Source organism: Sporosarcina sp. FSL W7-1349 (genome assembly GCF_038003045.1).
Lineage (GTDB): Bacteria > Bacillota > Bacilli > Bacillales_A > Planococcaceae > Sporosarcina.
In genome coordinates this window covers 1,271,129-1,297,133 of record NZ_JBBOOK010000001.1, presented here as the reverse complement: position 1 = coordinate 1,297,133, position 26,005 = coordinate 1,271,129, and the positions used below count along the sequence as shown (strand labels likewise).

The following is a 26,005-nucleotide window of genomic DNA, read 5'->3' as shown; positions in this document are numbered from 1 at the left end:
AGGTGCTTTCATTGGAAGATTTATTAGTATCGGTGTTCTGTATCGTGATGGGTATCTATGTTGTTGCGAAAAATAGGAAGGTCGTAAGGGAATTATCCTTCTCCCAGTCGGTGTTCGCCTTGCTTTCCTTCCTCGCTGCGGTAGGTATCGCGTTTGTCAGCATCTATTACGGAGGAAACTGGATCGCCCGGCAATTTTCATATTCAGCAGTCCGGTTTGTCGTTTTTGTGCTGATTGTCTTGTTGACGCTCAGCCTATGGAGTTGGATTTTAAGAAAGGTGCTACACGAAATCACGAATGGGATTTTGCCGGGGAAAGAGTAGACTTGAAGAAATGGAAGTGCATGTGCAAGTTTGTACATAGTTATTAAAAGTTATTGAAACATACGTTCTGTTAGATTATAATTGATTCAATAGTCAGAAATAAATGGAGGTGTTTGATAGTGGTTTCAATCATGATCAAGGAAAATCCGATTTCTTATGAAAAGAGGCCTGTGGGTCAGGATGGTTTGTGGAAAAAAGTCATTGGAGAGTTGTTTGAAGAATTCCTCGTATTCTTTGCTCCGGAATTGCATGGACAGGTCGATTTCTCGAAGGGACAGGATTTTCTGCAACAAGAATTGTTTCAGGAAGTGGTCGATGAAAAGAAAGGGCGTCGTTCAGCGGATCAGTTGATAAAAGTCCATCTGAAAAGCGGGGAAGCTCAGTGGATTTTAGTGCATGTGGAAGTGCAAAGTTCGAACGAAACGGATTTTTCGCTGCGCATGTTCCAATATTTCTATCGGATTTTCGATCGTTATGGGGAACGGATTACCGCAATGGCCATCCACACTTCGCCTCATCGAAATAACGCGCCAGAGGAATTCAGCTACAGTTATTTTGGCACGACGCTTCATTATGCGTATACTAATCGTAAGATTCTTGAATATGACTGGAAGGAGTTGCGACGTTCCGACAAACTGTTCAGCAAAATTGTTCTGGCGGCAAAAGTGTTGCACGAGACGGAAGATGAAGAACGGAAGAGGTATCTGTTCAAACGCAGACTGATGCGGGAAGTCGTGCGCAATCCCAATTATTCCCACAAGGCAGTACAAGCGGTCTTTCATTTCGTCGATTTTCTATTGCGGCTGCCCAAAGAATGGGAACAGCAATTAGTCCAGGATATCTACCCTATACTTGGAAAGGAGAAAGAACTGATGCAACTATACAATAAGGAAAACGCTTCCCCGACAATCGCTAGCGTATTCGAAATGGAAAGGTTGGAAGGCAAACAGGAAGGGAAATTGGAAGGCAGAATAGAAGGCAGACAAGTAGGGAGACAGGAAGGGAGAATGGAGGAACGGCGAAACATTGCAAAAAAACTATTGGCGGAAAACATGCCGATTGAAACAATCGCCCATGTCACCAAATTGTCTGCGAAGGAAGTGAAAGACCTTCAGAAGGACATTCAGTAAGAAATAAATTGACACTTGGAAGAAATGAAAAACCGGATCCGCTTAAGAGGCGACCCGGTTTCTATCAACTAACCTAAATCATCGCAAATAACTTTTTGAAAATGGGCACAAGCCCAAAAAATAGGGCGTATCCGATGTTCATGTAAAGCGTTTTGCTGTCGACGTTTTCCTTTGAACAGGAACGATCGCGGTGACAACTAAAATCGTCGTGCCCTCCTTGAAAGTCAGATCGGATTTAACTACGCCGAGGGCGATGAGCGACAGGAGAAGTGAGAAGATGAATCCCAAGACGTGCGGGACGAGAAAGAGTTGTTTTCATCATCTCACAGCATTTCTTTCAAGTTGACGGATGTGACGTCGGAATTCCTATTAGTCGGCCAGGGAGCCTATCTTTTGTTTACCTCTAGAAAATGGTAAGATTGAGAAAAAGCTAGGAATTGGCAAGGGTTCGACGAGGGAATGAGGTGTTACGAAGATGTCCGTACCTATACAGCCAATGGCGTTGATGAGCCGTGTGTATCGCGATGTGATGCCGGTCGTCCATGAGGAACTGCGTTATTGGAAACAGCGCGCCGACTTGATTCCAAATGCGGAGTTGCGGCGGCAGGCGCTGGCGAGTATCGAGCAGAAGACGTTCCATTGCGAAGGCGGGGCAATTCTGGCGTTGACGGCGCTCGGGCGGAAAGACGAGGCGATCCGTTTTATCGTGGCGTACCAGACGATCAGCGATTATTTGGATAATCTTTGCGATCGGAGCACGTCGCTCGATCCAGATGATTTCGCCGCGCTGCATGAAGCGATGGAGGATGCAGTGACTGTCGGAGCGCCGGTCCGGGCGTATTATCGGTTCCGGAATGATCGGGACGACGGTGGGTATTTGGTGGAATTGATGCATACGTGCCAGTCGGTACTCGGAACGATGCCGCATTATGAATTCATTCAGCCTTATTTACAGAAATTATGCCGGGTGTATTCGGATTTGCAAATACATAAGCATGTGCGGCAGGAAGAGCGGGTGGACCGCTTGCAGGCATGGTTTGCGAAACATCGGAACGGATTGCCTGAGATGGGATGGCATGAGTTTTCGGCTTGCGCCGGGTCAACGCTCGGGATTTTTTGCTTGGTGTCGTATGCGCTGCGGCCGGATTTCCAGGATACTTATCCGGATCTGATCTATCAGGGGTATTTTCCGTTCATCCAGGGGCTGCATATTATGCTGGATTATTTGATTGACCAGGAGGAGGATCGGGAAGGCGGCGATCTGAATTTCTGTTTTTATTATGACACTGTGGAGGACCTATTCGATCGCTTATTATATTTTTTCAATGTGGCGGATGCGTATGCGTCCAATTTGCCAGATGCCCGATTCCATAAGCTGATCATCCGCGGGTTGCTGGGGATTTATTTATCCGATCGGAAAGTGAGTGCGCAGAAGGATGTGAAGCCGCTTGCGCGGAAGTTGTTGAAGCAGGGCGGAGCGGTAAGCCGCTTTTTCTACTGGAACAGCTGTGGATATCGATGGGTGCAGGATCGCTTTTTGAAGGCTGGGGGCGGTCCGACGTGAGACCGTTGTTGGAATCGGTCGGGTCGGTGTTCCGGCGGTCGGCGCGTGATATCCGGGAATCTTGGCACCTCGTCCGGCATCTGGGAAACCATCGAAAGCGAGTCCAGGCGCTCATCTTGCTGTATGTGAACATCGTGTTTCTTCTCTTCTATGCTAGTATTTGTTATGTTGCGGCCCTCTATGTACTCGTAGGTGTCTTCGGCGGCTTGGCGCTCGGCATTCGGGATAGTCCGTGGTGGTTTTTGCTTTGGTTAATGCCCCCTTTCGCGTTTTTGCTGTTTCATTTCGTTCATGGGGTGGGACAAACCCAATTCCGGAAAGGCATTCAGGCCTACCGGGAACGGCATGCATTGCAGGGGGCGGAAGAACAAAAGCGTAAACACGCCTGATTATCAAGATATCCACAGCTTTACGTTTTATAAATTCCTAAATCTGAAAGAAAGCCGGACACGCGCTGTGTCCGGCTGCTTTGTTACGTAGGAAAATTTTTAATTGGGTATGTTTACAGCCAGCTGCAGCTTGTCGGGAAGAGCTGGCATCCTGCGCTTTTTTATCTGTATTGTTTTTTCTCGTCTTTCGCTTGTTTTGCTTCATTCGGTTGGCGCAATTCGGCAAACTCGTTGGCGATTTCCTCTGTCATTTTCTTCGGCTGGATTTTCTGGTTTTTCGGTGTCTGCGGCAGCGAACGGGAATTTTTCCCGCCTGTTGTATGTTCGTCTCGTCCCATTCTACACACTCCTTTCCGTCCTACTATGGACTATTCACGTGGTTTTATTCGAGCTGATCGGGCTTTCTTCGGTTTGTCCGGCCATACGGTGATTGGTCGCGTAATAGACTGTTTTGTCAGAATGGAGTGACAAAATGTTTCGTCTGTTATATACTAGGGGTAATTAAAGATAACTGTTACAAAACAGTGAAATCCGAAAATAAAATTAAGAGGAGGAAAACAAGATGAAGAAAGACAACCACAGTGAAAAGATTTGCAAGGAATGCGGTGCAAAAATCGAGGAGCATCGCGAGTCCATGTTGTATGAATGTGAACGTTGCATCGGCCGTCATGAAGAATGAAAAAAAGCGTTCCGGGTTCCCGTCTGAAGGGGATTCGGAACGTTTTTCGTTATAGCGGCGAGGTTGGTTGCGCTTGGATACCGGTTGCTTGCATTAGTGTGTTTCTTGTTAACATTCGCCGGTCATATGCTTGCCTTCGCGTACTATTTGCTTGCAAGCCCGAATTTCCAACTGTGTCATTTCTGTTCAAGACGTTATCCCGCTGCCCGACCTGCACGCTTCAAGCCACATACACTACATTCACAGGGAAAGTGCCGGAGTTCCCCTGTTTCATCGGGGAGCGGCTGAATGGAACAGAACCCACTGAGCGATACTGAAGAAGAGTATGCGAGGAGGGATTGGAATGGATATAAGCTTGATTTGGCAAGTGATTTTGATATTGGTAGTCGGCATTTTCCTGCTCCGGTTGTCGGGGAGGAAGTCGATTTCGCAGATGACAATTGCGCAGACGGTCATCATGATTTCCATCGGGACGTTGTTGATTCAGCCCGTGGCTTCGAAAAGTGTATGGACGACATTCGCCGTGGCGGCGGTATTGATTGGGACGCTGTTGGTCATCGAAGTGCTTCAGTTGAAATGGGACGGGGCGGAAGGAGTAATTACCGGCAGGTCGGCTGTTGTCATTGAAGGCGGGCGTCTGCAGGTGGAGAATTTGCGGAAGTTGCGGCTCTCGGTGGATCAGCTGGAGATGCACTTGCGGCAGAAGGGGATCGGTACGATTGCCGATGTGCAATGGGCGACGATCGAGCCGAGCGGCCAACTTGGCTATCAGTTGGCGGAGAGGAAAAAGCCGGCGACGAAGGAGGACGTGGATCGCCTGCTGCAAAAATTGGATGAGGCGTTAGTACAGTTGGGTCGCACCAATACGGGCAACGGAATGGCGAAAGGGGAAAACATCGGTCCCTTGTTCAAGGAAATCGAGCATGGCCATGACCTGATGGACCCGCCGGAACAGTTGCAGTAAATGGACTCGGTCTTTTTGTATCCAATCGGCGGGAAAGAAGCTATATAGGAGGTGAAAGAAGAAAGGGGAGGTCAATCTTGGTAAAGATTGTGATGGATGCCGGGCATGGGCTGCCGACGCCGGGCAAGCGTTCACCGGATGGGGAACAGGAATGGGAGTTCAATAATCAAGTCGTCATGGCGTGTATCGCCAAGTTGCAGTCGTTTGAAGGAATCGAAGTGTTGCGGGTGGACGATCCGACTGGAAAGCGGGATGTGCCGCTTCAGGAACGGACGGATCGGGCGAACCGCTGGCAAGCAGATATCTACGTCGCCGTCCATCATAATGCCAACAGCGGCACATGGGGGAATTGGAGCGGGATCGAAACGTATACGTATGATCATCCGCAGGCCAACCCGAAATCAGTCGAATTGGCCCGTCTCGTCCATCCCCGGATCGTGCGCGCGATGGGGCTTGCGGACCGCGGCTTGAAGCGGGCGAATCTCCATGTGTTGCGGGAAACATCGATGCCTGCCATTTTGACGGAAGGCGGATTCATGGATTCAACGATCGACATCCTCGTGATGCGTTCGGCAGCAAGGCTCCAGGCGCAGGGCGAGGCAATTGCGGAAGGGCTGGCCGCTTATTTCGGGCTTCGGGAAAGACCGGGTGGAGAGGGGGAAGGGGAATTGCCGGATTCATATGAAAAAGACGCACCGCCTTCCGAATGGTTGGCACAGGAGTTCCAGGAGGCGGTGAATCTCGGAATCACGAATGGCACGTATCCAAGACGGCCGGCTACTCGTGAAGAGGTAGCAGTGATGATTATGCGGGCGATGAGGAGATTAAGAGAGGAATGGTCTAGTGGGGATAAGCCGGGTTGATTTGGGAGGAAAACTGTATTAAAAAAGCAACCCCACCTCTTATGTGAAACCTGTGTAGAGGTGGGGTTTATTAAAACAATAGCAATTTTGCCTATGATACCATGCCGGCATGCGTGTCCTCGATCATTACACTTTAAACTCCTGGATTGCTTGCTGTAACTGGTGCGCCTGTTGGCTCAGGTTGTGGGCGACCGCGTTGATTTCTTGCAGTGTGGCGAGTTGCTGGTCGACTGCGGCGGTGCTTTGTCGGGTGCGCTCGGAAGATTGGGACGATCGGAAGGCGATTTCCTGGACGGAGGCGGAGACTTCTTCCGCGCCCGCTGAGATTTCTTCCGTAGCTGCAGAGATATCCACGATTTGTCCGCTCATCTGTTGGACGGCGTAGACGATGGCCGAGAAGGCCTGGCCGGCTTCGTCGATTACGCCGACGCCTTCTTCTACATTTTTCAGGCTGCCCGCGACGGCTTGTTCAACGTTTTTCGCATCTTGCTGGATCGTCGTCGTGAGCTGGGCGATTTGACTTGCCGACGCTTTGGATTGTTCCGCAAGTTTCTTCACTTCCTCCGCGACGACTGCGAAGCCTTTGCCATGCTCACCGGCGCGGGCTGCTTCGATGGCCGCGTTCAGCGCCAGCAAGTTCGTCTGTTCGGTAATGTCGGTGATGACTTGCGTAATGTTCTCAATTTCAAGAATTTGTCTGCTTAATTGCCGGATCAGTTCGTTTGTCTTGTAAGAGGAGTCGTGGATGACTGTCATCTGTTCCTTCGCGGTCTGGACGGATTGTTCGCTCGTTTCCGCGAGTCCCATCGTCTCGATTGCCCGGGTTTGCAGGGTTTGTGCCGATTCCGCGATGCGTTGCACGCTGACCGCGGTTTCCTCCATCGCGGAGGAGCTTCCTTCTGCGGAAGCGGCTGCTGTTTGTGCACCCTCGGCCATCGTTTCCATATGATGGCTCAATTCCTCGGAAGTGCGTGCCGCTTCTTCGGTGTTAGCGGACAGTTGCCCGGCGGATGCCGTAACTTGGATCGCGTTGTCGTTCACCGTGCGGATGAGCGCATGCAGATTGCCTTTCATTTCATTGAAAGCGGTTGCCAAATCGCCGAGTTCGTCCTTTGACCGCAATCGGATGTCGTCCTGTGTCAGGTCGCCGCCCGAAATGAGAACGGCCTTTTGCACCAACCGCTTGACAGGGCGGGAAATGCTTCGTCCGAGAAACGTCGCGATGAGGAATCCTAGGAGAATGAAGACAATGGATGCGATGATCAGCGATTGTCGGGCAACGGCAATTTCATTTTCCGTGATGGCCCGATCTTGGACGATCAAGGTTTCTTGGAATGCCCGGATGCGTTCGCTTCCTTGCTGTACGCCGATTGTAGCGCTACGGATCTCCGAGTTCATAATCGGTTCTGCCTTGTTGTAATGGCCTTTTTTGATGTAATCCACCGCTTCGGCTGCGGCCGCGTCGAATTTCTCCATATTCTTTTCAATCTGTCCAAGTGCGGTAACCATTTCTTCGGAATGAATGAATGGAGTCAGTTCATCGATGGAATGGCGCAACGCTTCCTGATGGGATTCTAGGGCGGAGAGCGATCCCATGTCGCGTTGCAAATAATAGGCGCGGATGTACAAGCCTTGCATCGCTGCTTCCTTTTGGATTGCATCTGATAGCTGGACTTGTTTCATCCGATTGTCGAGCAGATGCTGATATTCCTGATCGATTTTTTTCAATTGCATCATGCTGAATATGGAAAATGCCAAGAGAATGGCTAATACTAAGCCGAAACTCCCATATATTTTTTTGCCGATTGTCATGATCATCGCCCCCTTTATGTATGTATCTGTTTTCGCCAAGAATGTCGAAAGTCCTTTAAAATAGCTACTCTTCTTAATTATCGGTCAAGTGACGAAATGATGAAATATTAAAAAAGTATCATACCTATAAAAAAAGTGCCAGGCACCCAAACAATTCAGAATTGTGTGAGTGCCTGGCACCATTTTCAAATTTTGAATTCCCGAATTGCTTGTTGCAGTTGGAGCGCCTGTTGGCTGAGGCTGTGGGCGACCAAGTTGATCTCTTCTAAGGTGGCCATCTGTTCTTCGACAGCAGCTGTGTTCTGTTCGGCTTGGCTCGAAGAGGAGGCGGCTTGGTCGGCGATTTCTTGGACGGAGGCCGTCACTTCTTCCGCGCTGGCCGACAGTTCTTCTGTGGCGGCCGAGATGTCGATGATTTGCCCGCTCATATGCCGGATTGCAGAGGCGATGGATGAGAAGGCCCGGCCGGCTTCGTCAATTACGCCAACACCTTCTTCGACGTTGTGCAAACTGATATCGACGGCCAATTCGACATTTTTTGTATCTTGCTGGATCGCCGTCGTCAGTTGGACGATCTGGCTTGCCGAGGCTTTCGATTGTTCCGCGAGTTTCCGGACTTCATCCGCAACGACCGCGAAGCCTTTACCGTGTTCGCCGGCGCGGGCTGCTTCGATGGCTGCGTTCAGGGCCAGCAGGTTCGTTTGTTCGGTGATGTCAGTGATGACTCTCGTGATGTTTTCAATTTCAACGATTTGTCTGCTTAACTGTTGGATTTGGACACTCATTTCATTCGAAGATTCATGGATTACCGCCATTTGATCCTTCGCCGACTGGACAGATGTCTCGCTGTTGCCTGCGAGCATTTCGGCTTCGGCTGCATGACGGTTTAGTTCTTGGGCCGCTTCCGTGATACGCTGGACACCGACCGCTGTTTCTTCCATTGCGGCGGAACTTTCCTTTGCGGCTTTCGAGGCGACTGCTACGCTTGCTGAAATATGTTCCATATTGACAGTCACTTCTTGCGATGCTTTGGATACGTTTTCGGTACTCGCGGAGAGTTCTTCCGCTGCAGATGTGACATGCAGGGCATTGTCATTAACATTTTGGATGACGGTATGCAAGTTCCGTTTCATCGTATTAAAGGCATCTGCCAAATCTCGCAGTTCATCCCTTGACTTCACTTGTAAATCTTCGGAAGTCAGGTCACCGCTTGAAATGATGGCCGCTTCTTGGGCAAGGATCTTGACAGGGCGGGAAATGCTCCGGCCGATGAATGTCGCGATTACAAGTCCAAGGCTGATGTCGACGAGGATAGAGATGAACATCCCCCTTTTTGCGGACGCAGCATTCTGTTCCATTGCAATGCGGTCTTCCGCAAGGAGATTCGCCTGGTAGGCGACCATTTTCCCGCTAGCTTCCGAGATGGCGGTGTTTGCTGCCTGCGCATCGCCGTTCATCAGTCGTTGGGCATTCGCCACGTCCCCGGCTTTAACCAATGCCACGACTTGCTCCGCGCTTTGGTCGAAACGCGTGATATTCGTTTCGATTTCTTCGAGATAGCTCTTCATTTCTTCTGAGTTGACGTCTGCACTTAATTGCCGAACGGTGTCTTTCAGCAATTGCTGGTGCTCTCTCAAGTTATTGAGTGACTCGGGGTCGCCTTGTAAAATATGGGCGCGGATAAACAGGCCTTGCATAGCCATTTCTTTTTGAATCGCCTCCGCTAATTGGGATTGGACGACGCGCACATCGAACATTTCCTCATATTCCCCGCTTGTCTTATTCGATTGATAGACACTGTAGCCGCCGAACATGAGCAAGATGGCCAAGAGAAGACCGAACCCTCCGTAAATCTTCTTCGCAATTGACATATGTAGAACTCCTTCTGATTTTACTAATAAGACATTAGCATCTTATCTTACACAATTTTATCGGTTTGGAAGAAATGGATTTGATCCTTTAGAAGTGCCTACCTATTACAGATTCGTGTCAAAACGAGAGCGGAACCGGCGACAGAATCTCACTGCCTTTCGGAACCGCTCTGATTATCCATTACATTTTCCTGTTTTGTAATTTCTCCAGCAGCTCTTCCACCTTGCTTTTCATTTCCATCGTTACCTTCTGCAACGGTTCGATTTCGTACCGATCTCCCGTCTGCCGAATTTGGACGATGTCGCCTTCGTTCAGCTCGACGAGAATGGCAGAAGAGGGGAGGAGCAATTCCTCACGCTCATCCGAACGTTTCAGGAATACGTAAATGCCATCGTCGATCCGATCCAGTGTGAATATCTCCTGTCTTGTCATGATTCGCAGGCCCACCCGTCGTTGTCCCGGTCGTGCTTGGATGCGTATGCCGGATGTCCTTTCTTCACCCCATTCGGATAATATTTTTTCATAGCCGTGCAGTTCGCAAAAGTCGTCGGTGCTCCCGGAATGACATACGTTCCCGAGCCAGGATCCGGTGTTGGTGTTGGCACCGGTGTCGGGTCTGGTTTTGGCTGTGGTGCTGGTTCCGGCTTCGGAGCTGTTTCGCCCGACCATGCTTTCGCCGAGACCGTATGGGTTTTGCCGTTCGTCGTCACCGTAATGTCGCCCGACACAGCGGTGGAGTAGATGCTAGATTCCGCTGTTTGCAATCGTTTAATGACATCGGCATGCGGATGGCCATAAGAATTCTCTTTTCCATACGATAAAATTGTCCCCGCCGGCTTCACCACGTTGAGGAATGCCGCGGAACTGCTCGTGTCGGACCCGTGATGGCCCGCTTTTAAATAGGTGCTCCGTACATTGTAATTTTGCATGATTTCCTGTTCCAATGAAACCCTGGCGTCACCCATGAACAGAAAGCTGACCGATCCGTAAACGAGGCGAACGACGACGGACGCATCATTGCTCTCGGCCGCTTGATCGTCCGCATGAAGGATGGTTGCAGTCAGATTCGTATCGAAATCCGGCGTTTGGCCGGTCTTCGCGACGGTGAACGGGATATTTTTCGCATCAATTAATTGCAGTAATTCGTAGTAAGTTTGCGTCGTATGTGCTTTCCCACTGTCGATGAACTGTTTGACCGGGAAGCTGTTCAACACAGCGGGCAGACCGCCGATATGGTCCGCATCAGGATGGGTTGCCACTACGATGTCAAGCTCCGTGACGCCTTTGGATTTCAGGAACGCGACAACTTTATCGCCAGCGGACTCTTTCCCGCCATCGATGAGCATATTCTTCCCAGCCGGCGACTGGATTAATATCGCATCCCCCTGACCGACATCGATATAATGCACCATCAGATTTGACGCAGGCTTAAACCGATCCTCCAACATCCGGGCCATAAAGACGGCGAAATGTTGGCGGGTGAGTTTTTGATTGGGCCCGAATGTGCCGTCCAAGAAGCCGGTCGTAATATTTTCAGTGGCGAGCACGCTAATATAATCTTTGAAGCCATTGCTGGCAGGCACGTCGGTGAATCGGACATCCCGCGTTTTCGGAAGCTGGTACCCTTCGACGAGGATTTTCGCCATCTGCCCCCGGGTGAGTGGAGCGCCGGTATCAAAATATTTACTGCCGTCCGGGTTCGTCTTCCCGGAAATGAACCCGAGCTGGACCGCCTTGGCGACCCGGTCATAGCCGTGGTTGCCCGGTTTGAGGTCCGTGAACCCAGGGTCGGGCGCCGTGAAGTCGGTGATCCCTTTCTCCCGCAAAATCATCGTCACCGCTTGCAACCGGGTGAGATTCTCTTTCGGTTTAAACTTGCCATCCGGAAACCCGGTGATGATACCTTGATCCGTTAAATAATTGATTTCCTCCGTATATTGTGTGACGTCCGGAAATCCTTTGGCCTCCGCCTGCTGCGCAGGAATCAATCCGACCATCAGCAGAAATGCCATGAATACATAAACTAGTTTTCTCATGGTTGTGCTACCTCCTAGCTGTTTACCATTCATGTACCCTGTTATTATTCCTTACTAATTAGTATTTGTGAAGTGGATATGGACATGAAAAAAGCCGGCTCCTCCATCCATTTTGAGGAGGCACCGGCGGTTTATTCCAGATCGGCTTTTCTAATGCAGCAAACCCGATTCCCGTGACTTCTTTAAGAACTGGCGTGTCTTTTCGTTGATCTTCTTTTTGAAGAAGAACCCGATTAAAAAGATGGCTATCGCGACTGGCAGGAGGAAGGAGAGGTCCCGGGTGATCCGGGGCCAAACGATGCCGCCGACCGCTTCCCGCATCAAGTCTATTGCATAGGTGAAGGGAAGTCCCGGGTTGATCCATTGAAAGAAGTCCGGCAACAGCTGGACGGGATAGGTACCCCCGGACCCGGCAATCTGAAGGACGAGCAGGACGATGGCGAGCGCTTTTCCGACATCGCCGAATAAAGAGACGAGCGTGTAGACGATGATGATGAACAACAGGCTGATGAGCAGGCCAAACAGCACGAACCACACCGGATTTTGTGGTTTTACGCCGACGACTACTAAATTGCCGACGGTGACGATGATCGACTGCAAGAGGCCGATCGTCGAGAAGGTGAGGAGGCGTCCGACATACAACTGCCTCGCTGTCGGCAGCTCCTCTGATTTCACTTCCGTCGACAATAAGGAAATCAGCAGAAGGCAGCCGACCCAAAGGGATAGTACGGTATAGAACGGTGTCATCCCGGTGCCGTAATTCGGAATTGGGAACAGTTTGTGTTCATTCAACGTGACGGGTTCTTCAAAGAAATTCCGCTCCGCCTCCGGGTCATTGCGCAATAATTCGATAATTTCCTGGAGATCCGTTTCGTCCTGCAGTTGCTGGAGCCGGCTGGCCAGTTCATTGACCCGAGTATGGACGACGGGGTATTTCCCCAATGCATCCTTGATCATCGTCTGCCCTTCGGAAATCCGACCGGATGCGCTCGTCAAGGTCGCGCTCACTTTCGGCAGCGTAGACTGGATCGTCGTCAACGTTGTTTGGGCCTGCTGCAGAACCGAACGGGCCCGCTCCGTCTCTTTGCGGATCGTCGGTTCAATGACTTCATTGTATTCTTGGATGAAGCTGTCCAACCGCAATGATGTGTTCGCGGCAATGCTTTGCAGGTCAGTCAACGTTTTCCGGAGGTCTTCCTGTTTCCCTTGCAATAGCGAATTCAGCGAACGGGCATTGGTCTGCGACTCCTGCAAAAACGATTGGACGTTGTTCACTTTCGCCGATACATCGTCCAATCTTGTGGAGACGGCATCATCCGCCGCGTTCTCCTGGTTGATGGTTTTAAGCCATTGCACATCTTCCGATATTTCGTTCAATACGCCGATGGACTCGGACAAACGATTGTCGAGTGTCGTTTTGACCCGGTCCAATTCCTTGAAGTCGAGTGATACGCCGTTCACCCGCTGTAAAAAGGAATCCACATCCTTTGCGACCTTGGACGCTTTCTCCAAATCCTCCCGGACGCCCGGGGAGATGTCCGCCAGTCTTTTCTGCGCGCTGGAGAGTAGGGCGGAAGCGTCCTGCAACGTGTCGAGCCCTTCCGAAGTCATATTTTGCACGGTCGGCATCAACGTCTGAGCCCGATGGATGATCGTCTGCGCGGAGGCGGCATCCTCTGTCATGCCAATCAGCAAATCATGCACCTCGGGCAGCTTTTTCTGCATTTCGAATATATAGGCTTCAAAGTTTTCCAAATCAGGCAAATCATTTTCCAATTCAATCCCTAACTGATTGAATAAATCGAAAATGATGCCGTTCACCGTTGCAGTGAATTGGCCGCTAATTTTATTTACAATGACGGAAGCCCCTTTTTGCGTGATCTTCGGGGCGATGGAATTGATTTTTTCATTGACATAATATTCGATTTCTGCTTTTTGCGGGACATCCGAGACGACGGAGGCTAATTTTTCGGAGAAATCTGCCGGGATGACGAGCACCGAAAAATAATCGCCATTCGTGACTTGGTCCATAGCTTCCCGGCGGCCCGTGAAATGCCAATCGAAATCATGATTATCTTGTAGCGTGTCCACGAGTTGCTGCCCGACTTCGATCCGCTCCCCGCGAACCGTGGCGCCACGGTCTTCATTCACAACGGCCACCGGCATATTTTCCGTTTTGCCGTACGGATCCCAGGAAGCGTAAATATTCAGCCAGGCATATAACGACGGCAGCACGGTCAAGCCGCCGATGATGAGCAGGACAACCCAATTCGACAAGACGCTTTTTAGGTCATTCGTATAGATTTTCCAACTGTTTTTCAATTCGGTTCCCCCTTGGGAATAAAGGATGATATTCCTACTATATCCATCCAAGAGAGTACCGAATCCTTGGGGGAGACGGTCGAGGCATAGAAAAAACGGCCATCCGCAACGGGATTGCCGTTCTATCTATACTTTCAGTTTCCAATAGTCGGGAACGTGATGACCATTTGTCCTTCCATATTGATGATTTCAATCAGCTCTTCGTCAAAAAGATAAGGCGTATCTTTTGCATCGCGCGGCGTAATTTTCTCATACATGTTTTTCACCGACAGGACGGGGAACGTCACCGGGATCATGCGCCCGTTGTGAAGCGTCCGCATATTGCCCATCAAGAAGACTTCTTTGCTTGAGGCGGCGAAGCTTAAGTGGCCGACCTTCTTCTGCGAAGCCTCCGAAATCAGAGGCACGCCTTGCAGAAGGGAAATGAGGCAGAGGATGAAATCGTTGATGACATCATGCGGCAGTTTCTCCCATCCCCATTTCGCGAACAGCGTGTTGAAGCCGTTGCGGATCTCCTTGAATGAAAACACCGGATCGATCCGCTTCGGACGTTTTGCATTGCCTAAATTGCCGATGATCTGCTGGCATTCCGTCAAATAATCCTTCACCGGGCCGGCGGATTGCCCGCGGTCCAAGATGAAATCGCAGAGTGCCTTCACGGTCGGGATATCATCCGCTTCCTCCCGCACCAATTGTAAAAATCCGTAAAAATACTTCTCATCAAACCATCTTTTGTTGAATTGTTCATAATATGACTGTACTAACTGCTGCTGTTTCTTATCCACTTCGTACTCTCCTCAACTTCTTAAAATCAATTATGACGAACAGCCGCTACATGAACTGCACGAACTGCATCCGCTGCTTGAATCTGAACTGCCCCAGCCGGAATCGGAAGACCCTCCGCTAGCGGGAATGGCTTCAAAAGTGTTAACATCGCTGGCGATGTCATGCCAGTCCTCATGTTGCTCGTCTTCCCAGTCTACAGGACCCGCGGCCCCCGCTGCACTGCCGTCGCTGCCCCCGCCATCGTTTTTCTTCTTTTGTTCTTCATAATACTCATACCCTCCGTAGGCCGAGACGCCGAAAATGGCGGGGCCGTACCAATAGCCGTCGACGTGGGGTACCCGTTTTTGCGTGGCCGGATCCGGCAGTTCCAATTGCTTCTCGGCAAAATCCAAGAACGCATCGAGCGCTTCGACGGTCGGCGCGCTCGCATGCTGCCGGCCGAACTGGGTTTTGATACCTTCCGGATCGCGCAGGATACGCTCGATCCATCCTTGGTGCTCTTCCTTTTCCTGCAAGAAATCGCCCCATAGATGGGAATGCGACGAAACCGGAAAGAACGAAAGGTACAGGAGATCGAACCAAGCCCGCTCCTGTGGCAAATGCTTCGGTTTTTCATGCGGGTGATGCTCGATTGGTTCCCCGATGAACTGATAACAGAACTCTTCATACAACACATGCTCTTCAAGGAAGAAGTGCCAGACGTCATCGACTTTCTTCGAAAACATCGGCAACCCTTTGGACACGCTGGCGAGAAGCAGGAATTTCTTCAGCTCATACCAGCGCTCCCGCAATTCCGCGTCGGTCAAGGTCCGTTTCGCCTTCTGGATCCGGACGTTGACCGTCTTTTCGATTTTATACGACCAGGCTCGATTGAATTGTTGGAAAAGCTGTTTCGTCTCCCGATCGGCCCAGACCGGCGGCTTCAGTTTTTTGGAATAAAGGAATTTCTTCTCCTTGGCATGAAAGTATCCGTTGGCAATTGCGGTCAGGACGGCAATCGCCACAATGATCACGCCGAAAGTAATGATCAGCTCCATCGCATTTCCCTCCTATTCTATTATCCACTATGCCTCGGCAAAATGGCGTCCGGATTTTACAGTAAGGCACTTTCAGGACGCAGCGGTAGTAGACTGCCTTCCTTCTGAATTAACTCCTCTTAAAATTCGTACCATCTGCCCGAGGCTGTCTAACCAGATTCGCTTAGTGTGTCAAGTTAGATTCTATCTTTCACGTTTCACCGCTTCAATGGGCACAAATAACCCAACGTGGCCGTAGTCATCATGTTCCAATGTCGCAAACACGACACCGACCACTTGCCCGTCTTCATTCAACACGGGACTGCCGCTATTGCCGCGGTAGACCGGCGCCCGGATCATGACGACCGGCTCTTCCCAGTCCTTTAGCTGGGTAAAATCGATTATCTGTCCTTCATTCGCAATACCTGAGAAGCTGAGTGGATTGCCGATGAATGTAATCGGTTCGCCTTCCGGATAGTCCGGCTGTTCCGCCAGTTCCAAATGGGGGAGGCCCTCGCCGTCCGCCTCCAAGAGCGCGATATCGATGGCGGGATACGTCTCTGTCACTTTGGCCACATAGCGCCCGTCGTCTGGGAAGGATACCGTCACTTGTCCGTTGCCTTCGATAACATGGTAGTTGGTCATGATTGTCCCTTCGCTGGAAATCGAAAATCCGGTCCCTTTGCTGTCGCCTGTTTCGATGACGACGACGGATTTCTTGTAGGCCGCGATATCTTCCTGCGCCGACAATCGCGCTGACGTTTTCAGAAATTCTACCGCCGGGATAGAGACGAGTTCAAAGACGAAAGCGAAGGTGTTGACGAGCAGCACCGTCGCCATCAGCCAAAACAGCCAACGGGGGAACGGACGCCGGGATGCAGGTTTGCCCTGATTTTGCGCCCGTTGCTCCCAGTACTCGCGCTGCGCTTCCAACGCCAGCTCCTGCAGCTCCTCATCCGTTAACTCCTCATCCGGTTTCTGTTGTTCTGTTTCATTCGAAGTCATGCGATCACATCCACGAGTTTCTTAGATTCATTATACACGAAAGGGGAGGTAGAATTGTAAAGGGGGACAGGCACCTTTACAATTGATGGGTTTGACGAACTGCTAAATGGGACCTACACTTTTTTCTGGAGGCGATATCTTGAATCACATGATGAAAAATAGATTTGAAGAGAACTTGAGGACATCGAAAATCATTGCCGCGATCAAACATCCGAAGTCGATAGAAAAGGCGATTCAGTACAAAGAGAACATTGCGGCGGTCATTTTAATGACGGGGAATATTTTAACGGTCAAACAGTACGTGGATGTGCTGCAAAAAGAAGGATTGCCCGTCATTGTGCATGTCGAGAAGATCGGCGGGCTCCAGGTGGATGATTATGGCATAGATTTTATAGCAAACGTCCATCCGTTTGCGATCGTGACAACGAGATCGAATATCATCCGAAAAGCAAAGAGAAAAGGATTGTTTGTCATCCAAAGGATCTTTCTCATCGATACAGAGGTCTACGATCATCTATTGGAAAATGTTGAACATTTCCAAGCGGATATTATTGAAATCATGCCGAGCAGAGTGCCGGATTTTTTAGAGAAGCTGTCCAAATCATCGCCGATCCCAATTATTACGGGTGGGTTGCTGACGACTCCCGATCATGCAAAGGACGCTTTGGACCATGGGGCGGCTGCTGTGACAACCTCGAACACCAAGTTGTGGAAAACAGGCTTATCCCATCTTTACTAAACCTTTGCAATTCATTCATATGAAATTAATAATTCCCAAGTATAGTTAGCAAGTGAAAAGTACATAGCAAATAGGTGCGATTAGAGAGGCCGCAAATAGCTGTTGATAGCGAACAGTTTATTTGTGGTCTTTTTAATGGAAGGGGGCACGCTCGCGAGCGATTTTCAGAGAGTTGGCGTAACGGCAATTACTATATCCGGAAAGAAGGTTGAACAAGATGAAGAAATCTCCATTGATCGCAGCAATACTACTCCTAGTCATGAGTTTATTGGCTGCCTGTAATACGAAAAGTACCGATGCGGGCAATGCAGCAGAGGGGAATGACGAAACAATTGATTTGACGTGGTATTACCCAGTGAATGTCGGCGGGGAAATCACGAAGGTGATTGACAACTACACCGAAGATTTCAATAAAGAAGAAATCGAAGTAAACGGTAAAAAGGTGACGGTGACACCTGTTTACAGTGGTAACTACGATGAAACGATGACCAAAGTCCAAACGGCTGTAAAAAATGGGAAAGCTCCCGATCTGGCTGTCCTCTTGTCCGTGGACCTGTTTCAAATAAAAGATTCCATTCTCGCCTTGGATGAGATGATTGCAGCGGATTCTGATGCGCAAACAATGATGGATGATTTCTTCCCGGGTTTCATGCTGAATTCACAGGCGGAGGGCAAGACGTGGTCCGTTCCTTTCCAGCGCAGCACGGTGCTGCTTTATTATAACAAGGACCTATTTAAGGAAGCTGGCCTAGATCCGGAGGCGGCCCCAACATCTTGGGATGAAGTTATCGACTATGGGAAAAAGCTGACAAAGGAAGGGCAATGGGGAATTGAATTGCCTGCTACTGTGAGCGGATATTGGATTTACCAAGCATTGGCGCTGCAAAATGGTCAACAGAACTTGATGAGTGATGATGGAAAAGAAGTGTATTTCAATTCAGAAGCAGCTAAAGGTGCTCTGCAATACTGGGTCGATTTGACGAAAGAGCATCAAGTCATGCCGGAAGGCGTTTTGGAGTGGAATACAGTGCCGACCGATTTTATTGAAGGCAAGACCGCCATGATGCTCTCGACGACCGGAAACCTGACTAATGTGAAAAATAATGCGGACTTTGAATTCGGCGTCGCTTTTTTACCAGGAAATGAACGTTTCGCCACGCCAACAGGAGGCGGAAACTTCCATATCTTTAAAGATATTTCGGAAGAAAGACAGCTGGCTTCTTTCGAATTCATCAAATGGATTGCCGATCCGGAACGCGCTGCGGAGTGGAGTATGAACACCGGCTATATTGCCACTCGTCAATCAAGCTATGAAACGCCTGAACTACAGGCTTACACGGATTCATTTCCACAAGCGCTGACTGCAATGGAACAATTGGAGATTGCCCATAAGGAAATTTCCGTTTATGAACAAGGAAAGATCATCAAAATCTTATCGGATGCCATCCAAGCGGCTATCAATGGCGCGGATGTAGACGAAACGTTAGATAAAGCGCAACAACAAGCGGAAAGTTTATTACAACCATATCAGTAATCTAGATTCGACGAGGTGAAGGAATTGAGAAGAAGCAAACTAGTGAAAGAAAATGCGACAGCTTGGCTTTTTCTCCTTCCGTCCCTCATTTTCCTCATCATGTTCACGCTGTATCCGATTGTAAAAACCACCTATATGAGTTTTTTTCGGGAGGATTTATCTACAGTGGAACCGATCTATATCGGTTTGGATAATTTTAAGATGATGCTGGAAGACGAGGTGTTCCGGAAGGCATTCATGAACAATCTCTGGTTTGCAATCGGGACGGTGCCGACAAGTGTTTTTTTAGGACTGCTGCTTGCGATTTTGGTGAATCGGACGATGAAAGGGAATGGTCTTGCTAGAACGTTTTTCTTTTATCCGGTCATCATTCCAATGGTGACGGCCGCATTTATTTGGTTATTTTTCTATACTCCGGAATACGGGATGATCAACCAATTGTTGAAAGTATTCGGTGCCGGGGAACTGAATTTGTTAGGGAATTCGAGTACAGCGCTCATCGCGATTATGGTCATGGTGATTTGGAAAGAGGCGGGGTTTTTCATGATATTTTACTTGGCTGCCTTGCAAAATATCCCGAAGGAATTAATCGAAGCGTCTCATATAGACGGGGCTTCCAAATGGGTTCAATTTCGAAGAATCGTCTTTCCGCTGCTGATGCCGACAACGTTATTTTCTTTCATTATTGCGATGACGAATGCTTTTAAAACAGTTGACCAGCTTGTAGTGATGACGCAAGGTGGCCCAAACAACGCCAGTAATCTCCTGCTCTATTACATCTACGAAAGTACATTCCGTTTTATGGATTATGGAAAGGCGTCGACCGTCACTGTAATTGTCTTAGTCATCATGCTAGTCATCGCTGCCGTACAGTTTTTTGGAACGGATCGGAAAATTCACTACAGTTAAGGAGGATTCCATTGAACAGGCTCATTAATATTTCAACGTATGCATTAGCCCTTCTTTGGGCGCTTCCACTGTTTGGAATTACCTATATGGCGTTTGAAGATACAAAAGCGAAAGGGTTCTCCCTGACATTCCGTAATTTTGTCGAGGCTTGGAACTCTGCCCCTTTTGCTCAATATTATTTGAATACGATCCTCATTGTCATTGGGGTTTTAATTGTCCAGCTCGTCACGATGACACTGGCGGCATATGCTTTTGCGCGGATGAGTTTTGTTGGTCAAGGTATTGTTTTTCTTCTCTATCTTGTTCAAATTATGATTCCAATCGAATTATTAATTTATCCGAACTCGAATACGATCGCCAAATTAGGGTTGTACGATACGAAATGGGCTATTATGATGCCCTATTTCATATCAGCTTTCGGCATTTTTTTATTAAGGCAAACGTTTAAAGGGATTCCGTATGAGCTGGAAGAGGCGGCCAAAATGGAAGGGTGCAATCGGCTCCAAACGATTTGGCATGTCTATATGCCTTTGGCTAAACCGACCTATATCGCGTTCGGATTGATATCCGTCTGCCACCAATGGAGCAATTTTTTATGGCCGCTTATCGTAACGGATTCCGATCACCATCGCCCCTTGACAGTTGGGCTTTCGATGTTTGCCAAAGCTTCGGATTCAGGAGCGCAATGGGGTGTGGTCGGGGCTGCCACGTTATTTGTCATTTTCCCATTACTGCTGGCATTCTTTATTTTTCAAAAGCAATTTATTTCAAGTTTTATGCATTCAGGCATTAAGTAGAGGCGAGGGGGAGCAGCGTGCGTCATTCCATTTCAACGTATACTTTATTTTCTGAACCGATCGATGAAGCGATTGACCGGTTAATCGCCGACGGGTGGAAATCGATAGAATTAATGGGGGAAGGAGCGCATCATGGTCGACTTTTATTCGACATGGATCCAGCGCGGTTAACGGAGATTTCAGATCGCGCGAAAGACAAGGGAGTTTCGTTTGGTCTTCATTTGCCGATTAGCGGATTTAATCCAGCTTTGGCTGATGAAGAAACCGAAGCCATTTGGCAACAGTGTTTACCCGTCATTGAAAGCTTGGACGTGAAGTATGTGTTATTGCATCCGGGAGAAAATCCATCGATTGAAGCTGGCATAGAATCGACAGCGCGGTTCGCTCAAAAAATGCTGGAAGATTTGCCTGCCAAAACGGATCTTGTCGTTGAAAATATACCCGCCATGAAAAATGGAATTGGCGTTTCCATCGATCAGCTCATTTCCATCCTTCATAAAATAAATGACCATTGTGCCCAGATGATGCTGGATACGGGGCATTGTTATATGAATGAGCGTGAACATTTTTTAGCTGAATGTGAAAAAGCCATTCCGTACTTATACGGCTTACATATCAATGACAATCACGGAGAACATGACGAACATTTGCAAATTGGGGAAGGCATGATTCCGTTCGAGCGATTGTTACTGCTATTGAAAGAAAAAGAAGTGGAATATGTGTTAGAGACGAATACAGTAGAACGGGCGGAGCATTCAAAGCGTGAAATTATGAAATTCATCCAAGATGACGAGTCGGGGGATAATTGATGTCAAAAATTCAACTGAATCATGTACGTAAAAAGTATTCGAAAAGCGAAGAGTATTCCGTAAAGGATTTCCATTTGGATATTGAAGAAAAGGAATTTATTGTCCTTGTTGGTCCTTCGGGTTGCGGGAAATCGACAACTCTGAGGATGATTGCGGGACTGGAAGAAATAACGGATGGAGATTTATTCATGGATGGGAAAAGGGTGAATGATTGGGAACCGAAAGATCGGGACATCGCGATGGTTTTCCAAAACTATGCACTATACCCGCATATGTCCGTGTTTGAAAATATGGCTTTCAGCTTGAGAATTCAGAAGGTCCCTAAAGGTGAAGTGACAAAAAAGGTGGAAAATGCCGCACAAATTCTTGGCTTGACGCACTTATTGAAAAGGAAGCCGAATGAGCTCTCCGGTGGACAAAGGCAGAGGGTTGCCTTAGGCAGGGCGATCGTCCGGAATTCCAGCATTTTTTTAATGGATGAGCCTTTATCCAATTTAGATGCCAAATTGCGCGGCCAGATGAGAACGGAAATTATCAAATTACATCGTCAGCTAGGGACCACTACCATTTATGTGACGCATGATCAAACGGAAGCGATGACGATGGCAACGAGGATCGTCATTATGAAAGACGGAGTGATTCAGCAAATCGGTACCCCTTCGCATGTGTACCGAGCGCCGGAAAATATGTTCGTCGCAAGTTTCATCGGGTTACCGGGTATGAATTTCTTGGAGGGGGAAATTCGCGATCAGCGGTTTTTCATCGGTTCCAGCGATCAAGCGAGCTATCATTTTTCGGAGAATCAACAAGCTCTTGTGAAGCAAAATGGAAACAGAACATTACTTGTCGGGATCAGACCTGAAAGTATTTCGATTCATCCAGAAGAAACGCCGTTTAAGGGAACGGTGGAAGTCATTGAAGTAAATGGGGCGGAAATGCTGGTACATACACGGCTAGGGAATCAGCCGATCGTCATTAAATGCCCTACCGATGACGCGGTGCATGTGGGGGACGAAATTCATATGAAGTTTTCCGAAGAGGCCGTTCATCTGTTTGATCGGGAAACGGAAAAACGGCTCAGAATGGAATCGTAGGAAAAGGCGGAGAGTGGATTGGTGAATATACAGGATTTTGATGCGTTTTGTTTTGATTTGGATGGAACCATCCTATTAGGGAATGAAAGATTGCCGGGAGCCCAAAAAATCGTCGATCAGATCAGGGGCTATGATAAAAAGGTATTGTTTATTACAAACTCGCCAACGCAAACAAGGGACGCTTGCTCGCGAAGGCTGAACGCATTAGGAATAAAAACGGAAGCAGCCGAAGTGCTGACTACGCCATTCGTTTCAGCGCTGTACTTTTTGGAGCATTATCCGGACGCTCGCGTATATATTGTCGGAGAGGAAGCGATTCACGAGGAGTTTCATCAGCTTTCATTGACAATCACGAAGAATCCGTTAGAAGCTACCCATGTCCTAGTTGGGTTAGACCGTTCTTTTACATATGAAAAACTCAATTTGGCGGTTATGGCGGTGCGAAATGGAGCCAACATCATCGTCACCAACCCCGATCCGAGCTGTCCGGTTCCGGGCGGGGTAATGGCGGATACGTTATCCATTGCCAAGGCGATTGAAGTGGCATCGGGACAGGCGATTACCGATATTGTCGGTAAACCTTCCCTCTTTTTCGGAGAACGGATGCTTCGGCAATTAAATACCGACAGAGAACGGTGTTTAATTATCGGAGATCGGCTGGAGACGGATATTCTATTGGGCAAGATCAACCGATTCCCGACCTGCCTCGTCTTAACCGGTATTGCAAGAAAAGAAGATATCGAGACAAAGAAAATATACCCCGATTTCATCGTAGGTGATTTGACTGCATTTTGGAAATTGTAAAGGTGACTGTCCCCTTTACAATTTCGGGTTGATAAAGATTATCATTTGCAGTATGATGGAGATGAGAAAGGTTCTCAGAGAATTGGAAAGATACACAACAAGGGAGGATGAGACGTTTGGTACGGGTAATCATAATGGCATTTATCGTCGGCATCGCATCTGGAGTGGGAATCGGAACGCTATCCGACGGTCCGCATCGGGAAGGGGCCATGATGGGACTTACCTCCATCGGACTCATCGCTGCCATTTCTATCGGTGTGTATCTGTTTGATAAAAAACGAATGGCAAAATACGAATCATAAGGAACAGCTAAAAAATGACCATCCTCCACTTTGTTCGGGGGATGGTCATTTTTAGATTGTGGCTTCTGGAACCTTGGTTGAAGCATTCCGTCTTATGGAAAAAGGAGGGGCGTGGATGGGATTTCTGCAAACAGGATGGTTCGAGAAGCTATTCCTAAGTGTTTGTACATTGTTGCTGATCGTATTCGGAATCGGATTTATCGCGGTCGGAGGATTTATCGCACTCCTGTTTTTAAATGAACTTTTAAATTAAGGGACGATTGTCGCCGCGTCACACTTGGAACCGCTGGATCATCTGTTGCAGTTTGACCGCTTGCTGGTCGAGTTCGTAGCTGACGGAATTGATCTCTTCGAGTGTGGCCATCTGTTCCTCGACAGCAGCCGTGTTTTGTTCGGTTTGCGATGATACGACTGTTGCCTGAGATGCAATTTCCTGGATGGAGGCAGATACTTCCTCCGCGCTCGCTGAAATTTCCTCTGTGGCGGATGAGATGTCCATAATTTGTCCGCCCATCGATTGAACCGCAACGGTAATATTATGGAAGGCGTGAGCCGCGTCGTCGATCACTTGGACGCCTTTTTCGACGTTTTCCATGCTACCCGCGACAGCTTGCTCCACTTGTTGTGCATCCTGTTGAATTTCACCAATTAGATTCACGATTTCATTGGCCGACGTTTTGGATTGCTCCGCCAATTTCCGGACCTCGTCTGCTACGACGGCGAATCCTTTGCCGTGTTCGCCCGCGCGTGCCGCCTCAATCGCTGCGTTGAGCGCCAGGAGATTCGTCTGTTCGGTAATGTCGGTAATGACTTTCGTAATCGTCTCTATTTCAGAAACCTGGCGGCTTAACTGTTTAATCAAGTGATTCGTTTCGTTTGAGGACAGGAAGATGCGGTCCATTTGATCTTTTGCCTGTTTGACCGACGTTTCACTCGTTGCGGCCAGCTGTTCCATACTTTGTGCTTCCACGTTCAGCGTCTGTACGGATTCCGCGATGCGCTGGACGCCCGTTGCCGTCTCTTCCATCGCCACGGAACTTTCCTGTGCGGCTTTCGCCGAAACTTGGATGCCGGATGAAATCTGTTCCGTATTGGCGGTCACTTCATGGGAAGCGCGGGACACTTCTTCCGTGCTCGCCGCCAACTGTTGCGCCGCTGCTGTCACTTGCAATGTATTGTCATTAACATCCTCGATGAGACTCCGTAAATTTCCTTTCATCGTATTGAAAGACATGGCCAAGTCTTTTACTTCGTCTTTCGATTTCAATTCAATGTCTGCCGCTGTCAGATCGCCCTCTGCAATGCTCGCCGCTGCCTCCTTTAGATGCCGAAGCGGTTTGGAAATATGCCGCCCGATGACCGTTGCAATGGCGAGTCCGAGTACAAAGGCGATAATCGTCACAGTAATTAGCGTCTTCTCGGCAGCTGTCGCCCGATCGGCTGTCGCTTGGCGGTTTTGTTGGAGCTGATTTTTCTGATAGGCGATCATTTGATTGCCGGCATTTTGGATAGCATCATTGGCGGTCCAAACATCTTCATTCACGATGCGCTGCGCTCCATCGACATCGCCGGATTGCACAAGACCGATCACTTTCGAAGCCGCTTCGTCAAATAAGACGATATTGGCTTTCATATCCTCAGTCCATTCCTTCATCTCGGCGGATTCGACATAGGTGCTCAACTCTTGCACCGCATCTTTCAAAAGCTGCTGATGCTCCCGTAAACTATCCAAAGTTTCTTGGTCCCGCTGCAATAAATGAGCACGGATGAACAACCCTTGCATCGCCATTTCTTTTTGACTCGTCTCCGCTAACTCTGATTGCTTCACCCGGAAATCGAGCATTTGCTCGTAATCATCGCCAACCTTGCTCAATTGAGTGATACTCATAACAGCAAATCCGACCAAAATAGCTAGGACAATGCCGAAACCTATGTAAATCTTTTTCCCAATCGTCATAATGAACTGCCTCCTTATGAATATTGAACACCATCTGGTTCTTACGTATTATATCGGTCTTATATTTAAGAGGTTCATTGGATGAGTCCAATTGACTATCACAAATTTGTGACAAAAAACAGGACTGTCCTCAGAAGATAGTTCTGCCGGACAGTCGAAGGTATTCTACTATTCACCAATTCGAAGGGAAGGAAACGTAGAAATCCATATCCCTTTCCAATGAGTCCGCCTTTTGATGACTCCTTGAAAAATCCCACTATTCCAAATCCATCCCTCTTTCGGTAAAATGGGAATACGTG

Annotated in this window: 26 protein-coding genes; 16 read left to right on the top strand and 10 right to left on the bottom strand. The window is 48.7% G+C overall.

Going from position 1 to position 26,005, the window contains the following annotated elements:
* The first annotated feature begins 11 nt into the window (after window positions 1-11).
* The 4 genes from MKY41_RS06475 (at window position 12) to MKY41_RS06460 (ending at window position 3,406) form a co-directional block, all read left to right on the top strand.
* Window positions 12-323 carry a hypothetical protein gene (locus MKY41_RS06475; RefSeq protein ID WP_340744258.1) on the top strand — a complete coding sequence of 104 codons (312 nt, stop codon included), beginning with the start codon at window positions 12-14 and terminating at the stop codon, window positions 321-323.
* 119 nt (window positions 324-442) lie between these two features.
* Complete coding sequence (locus MKY41_RS06470) at window positions 443-1,453, top strand: Rpn family recombination-promoting nuclease/putative transposase (protein ID WP_340744257.1); 1,011 nt, start codon at window positions 443-445, stop codon at window positions 1,451-1,453.
* Between the two features lie 475 nt (window positions 1,454-1,928).
* Window positions 1,929-3,017, top strand: coding sequence for a tetraprenyl-beta-curcumene synthase family protein (locus MKY41_RS06465; RefSeq protein WP_340744256.1), 1,089 nt, complete (start codon window positions 1,929-1,931; stop codon window positions 3,015-3,017).
* Entirely contained in the window at window positions 3,014-3,406 is a 393-nt protein-coding gene (locus tag MKY41_RS06460; RefSeq protein ID WP_340744255.1) for a hypothetical protein, read from the top strand. The genes MKY41_RS06465 and MKY41_RS06460 overlap by 4 nt, the downstream gene beginning before the upstream one ends.
* Before the next feature lie 161 nt (window positions 3,407-3,567).
* On the opposite strand, the gene MKY41_RS06455 is transcribed toward MKY41_RS06460, so the two are convergent.
* Window positions 3,568-3,744: a hypothetical protein gene (locus tag MKY41_RS06455; RefSeq protein WP_340744254.1), complete on the bottom strand. Its 177-nt coding sequence runs from the start codon at window positions 3,742-3,744 to the stop codon at window positions 3,568-3,570.
* A 224-nt stretch (window positions 3,745-3,968) separates the two neighbouring features.
* On the opposite strand from MKY41_RS06455, the gene MKY41_RS06450 reads away from it, so the two are divergent.
* From MKY41_RS06450 to MKY41_RS06440, 3 genes are all read left to right on the top strand, one after another.
* Complete coding sequence (locus tag MKY41_RS06450; RefSeq protein ID WP_144399687.1) at window positions 3,969-4,085, top strand: YhfH family protein; 117 nt, start codon at window positions 3,969-3,971, stop codon at window positions 4,083-4,085.
* A 343-nt stretch (window positions 4,086-4,428) separates the two neighbouring features.
* Window positions 4,429-5,049 carry a DUF421 domain-containing protein gene (locus MKY41_RS06445; RefSeq protein ID WP_340744253.1) on the top strand — a complete coding sequence of 207 codons (621 nt, stop codon included), beginning with the start codon at window positions 4,429-4,431 and terminating at the stop codon, window positions 5,047-5,049.
* 77 nt (window positions 5,050-5,126) lie between these two features.
* Window positions 5,127-5,912 (top strand): N-acetylmuramoyl-L-alanine amidase family protein, encoded by a 786-nt coding sequence (locus MKY41_RS06440; RefSeq protein WP_340744252.1) that lies wholly within the window; start codon window positions 5,127-5,129, stop codon window positions 5,910-5,912.
* Between the two features lie 126 nt (window positions 5,913-6,038).
* Here the strand turns inward: MKY41_RS06440 and MKY41_RS06435 are convergent, their stop codons facing one another.
* From MKY41_RS06435 to MKY41_RS06400, 8 genes are all read right to left on the bottom strand, one after another.
* On the bottom strand, window positions 6,039-7,724 hold the full coding sequence (locus MKY41_RS06435) for a methyl-accepting chemotaxis protein (RefSeq protein ID WP_340744251.1): 1,686 nt from the start codon (window positions 7,722-7,724) through the stop codon (window positions 6,039-6,041).
* Between the two features lie 185 nt (window positions 7,725-7,909).
* Entirely contained in the window at window positions 7,910-9,595 is a 1,686-nt protein-coding gene (locus MKY41_RS06430) for a methyl-accepting chemotaxis protein (protein WP_340744250.1), read from the bottom strand.
* Window positions 9,596-9,776: 181 nt separating this feature from the next.
* On the bottom strand, window positions 9,777-10,028 hold the full coding sequence (locus MKY41_RS06425) for a DUF3006 family protein (protein ID WP_340744249.1): 252 nt from the start codon (window positions 10,026-10,028) through the stop codon (window positions 9,777-9,779).
* Window positions 10,025-11,632: an S-layer homology domain-containing protein gene (locus tag MKY41_RS06420; RefSeq protein WP_340744248.1), complete on the bottom strand. Its 1,608-nt coding sequence runs from the start codon at window positions 11,630-11,632 to the stop codon at window positions 10,025-10,027. Before MKY41_RS06420 ends, MKY41_RS06425 begins: the two co-directional genes overlap by 4 nt.
* A gap of 150 nt (window positions 11,633-11,782) precedes the next feature.
* Window positions 11,783-13,954 (bottom strand): YhgE/Pip domain-containing protein, encoded by a 2,172-nt coding sequence (locus tag MKY41_RS06415; RefSeq protein ID WP_340744247.1) that lies wholly within the window; start codon window positions 13,952-13,954, stop codon window positions 11,783-11,785.
* 134 nt (window positions 13,955-14,088) lie between these two features.
* A complete protein-coding gene (locus tag MKY41_RS06410; RefSeq protein ID WP_340744246.1) occupies window positions 14,089-14,739 on the bottom strand; it encodes a hypothetical protein in 651 nt (216 codons plus the stop codon).
* A 30-nt stretch (window positions 14,740-14,769) separates the two neighbouring features.
* Window positions 14,770-15,777 carry a hypothetical protein gene (locus MKY41_RS06405; RefSeq protein WP_340744245.1) on the bottom strand — a complete coding sequence of 336 codons (1,008 nt, stop codon included), beginning with the start codon at window positions 15,775-15,777 and terminating at the stop codon, window positions 14,770-14,772.
* A gap of 183 nt (window positions 15,778-15,960) precedes the next feature.
* Window positions 15,961-16,761, bottom strand: coding sequence for a S1C family serine protease (locus tag MKY41_RS06400; RefSeq protein ID WP_340744244.1), 801 nt, complete (start codon window positions 16,759-16,761; stop codon window positions 15,961-15,963).
* Between the two features lie 148 nt (window positions 16,762-16,909).
* Here MKY41_RS06400 and MKY41_RS06395 point away from each other — a divergent pair, with 148 nt between their 5' ends.
* The 9 genes from MKY41_RS06395 (at window position 16,910) to MKY41_RS06355 (ending at window position 24,002) form a co-directional block, all read left to right on the top strand.
* A complete protein-coding gene (locus tag MKY41_RS06395) occupies window positions 16,910-17,500 on the top strand; it encodes a glycerol-3-phosphate responsive antiterminator (RefSeq protein ID WP_340745649.1) in 591 nt (196 codons plus the stop codon).
* A gap of 217 nt (window positions 17,501-17,717) precedes the next feature.
* Entirely contained in the window at window positions 17,718-19,034 is a 1,317-nt protein-coding gene (locus tag MKY41_RS06390) for an ABC transporter substrate-binding protein (protein WP_340744243.1), read from the top strand.
* A gap of 24 nt (window positions 19,035-19,058) precedes the next feature.
* Entirely contained in the window at window positions 19,059-19,943 is an 885-nt protein-coding gene (locus tag MKY41_RS06385; RefSeq protein WP_340744242.1) for a carbohydrate ABC transporter permease, read from the top strand.
* Between the two features lie 11 nt (window positions 19,944-19,954).
* A complete protein-coding gene (locus MKY41_RS06380; RefSeq protein ID WP_340744241.1) occupies window positions 19,955-20,740 on the top strand; it encodes a carbohydrate ABC transporter permease in 786 nt (261 codons plus the stop codon).
* Between the two features lie 17 nt (window positions 20,741-20,757).
* A complete protein-coding gene (locus MKY41_RS06375; RefSeq protein WP_340744240.1) occupies window positions 20,758-21,549 on the top strand; it encodes a sugar phosphate isomerase/epimerase family protein in 792 nt (263 codons plus the stop codon).
* Window positions 21,549-22,643 carry an ABC transporter ATP-binding protein gene (locus MKY41_RS06370; RefSeq protein ID WP_340744239.1) on the top strand — a complete coding sequence of 365 codons (1,095 nt, stop codon included), beginning with the start codon at window positions 21,549-21,551 and terminating at the stop codon, window positions 22,641-22,643. The genes MKY41_RS06375 and MKY41_RS06370 overlap by 1 nt, the downstream gene beginning before the upstream one ends.
* A 21-nt stretch (window positions 22,644-22,664) precedes the next feature.
* On the top strand, window positions 22,665-23,447 hold the full coding sequence (locus MKY41_RS06365) for an HAD-IIA family hydrolase (RefSeq protein WP_340745648.1): 783 nt from the start codon (window positions 22,665-22,667) through the stop codon (window positions 23,445-23,447).
* Between the two features lie 116 nt (window positions 23,448-23,563).
* Complete coding sequence (locus tag MKY41_RS06360) at window positions 23,564-23,749, top strand: hypothetical protein (RefSeq protein WP_340744238.1); 186 nt, start codon at window positions 23,564-23,566, stop codon at window positions 23,747-23,749.
* 115 nt (window positions 23,750-23,864) lie between these two features.
* Window positions 23,865-24,002, top strand: a complete 138-nt coding sequence (locus MKY41_RS06355) for a hypothetical protein (protein ID WP_340744237.1) — start codon at window positions 23,865-23,867, stop codon at window positions 24,000-24,002.
* 18 nt (window positions 24,003-24,020) lie between these two features.
* Here the strand turns inward: MKY41_RS06355 and MKY41_RS06350 are convergent, their stop codons facing one another.
* Window positions 24,021-25,706 (bottom strand): methyl-accepting chemotaxis protein, encoded by a 1,686-nt coding sequence (locus MKY41_RS06350; RefSeq protein WP_340744236.1) that lies wholly within the window; start codon window positions 25,704-25,706, stop codon window positions 24,021-24,023.
* Between the last annotated feature and the right edge of the window lie 299 nt (window positions 25,707-26,005).